General features: G+C 54.3%; 1 rRNA gene. It reads left to right on the forward strand.

The window, feature by feature from the left end:
* Nucleotides 1-733, forward strand: a 23S ribosomal RNA gene (locus tag LI164_RS15590); the annotation flags it as partial.
* Nucleotides 734-750 lie beyond the last annotated feature (17 nt).

Below are 750 nucleotides of genomic sequence, written 5' to 3' on the forward strand. Positions count from 1 at the left end.
TGTTGGGATACCACCCTTGCAGTACTGGGTTTCTAACCAGCGGCCTTTATCAGGTCGGGGGACAATGTCAGGTGGGGAGTTTGACTGGGGCGGTCGCCTCCGAAAGGGTATCGGAGGCGCTCAAAGGTTCCCTCAGAATGGTCGGAAACCATTCGAAGAGTGCAAAGGCAGAAGGGAGCTTGACTGCGACACCGACGGGTGGAGCAGGTACGAAAGTAGGACTTAGTGATCCGGTGGTATAAAGTGGGATTGCCATCGCTCAACGGATAAAAGCTACCCTGGGGATAACAGGCTTATCACTCCCAAGAGTTCACATCGACGGAGTGGTTTGGCACCTCGATGTCGGCTCATCGCATCCTGGGGCTGAAGTAGGTCCCAAGGGTTGGGCTGTTCGCCCATTAAAGCGGTACGCGAGCTGGGTTCAGAACGTCGTGAGACAGTTCGGTCCCTATCCGGCGTGGGCGTAGGATATTTGAGAGGAGCTGTCCTTAGTACGAGAGGACCGGGATGGACTGGCCGCTGGTTGATCTGTTGTTCCGCCAGGAGCATAGCAGAGTAGCCAAGCCGGGACGGGATAAACGCTGAAGGCATCTAAGCGTGAAGCCCCCCTCAAGATGAGATATCCCAACGAAAGTTGTAAGACCCCTTGAAGACGACGAGGTAGATAGGACAGAGGTGGAAGTGTGGTAACACATGGAGCTGACTGTTACTAATAGGTCGAGGGCATAACCAAGTAAGGTGGATAGGTAA

This window comes from Dorea sp. 210702-DFI.3.125 (genome assembly GCF_020560945.1).
Taxonomy (GTDB): domain Bacteria; phylum Bacillota; class Clostridia; order Lachnospirales; family Lachnospiraceae; genus Dorea; species Dorea formicigenerans.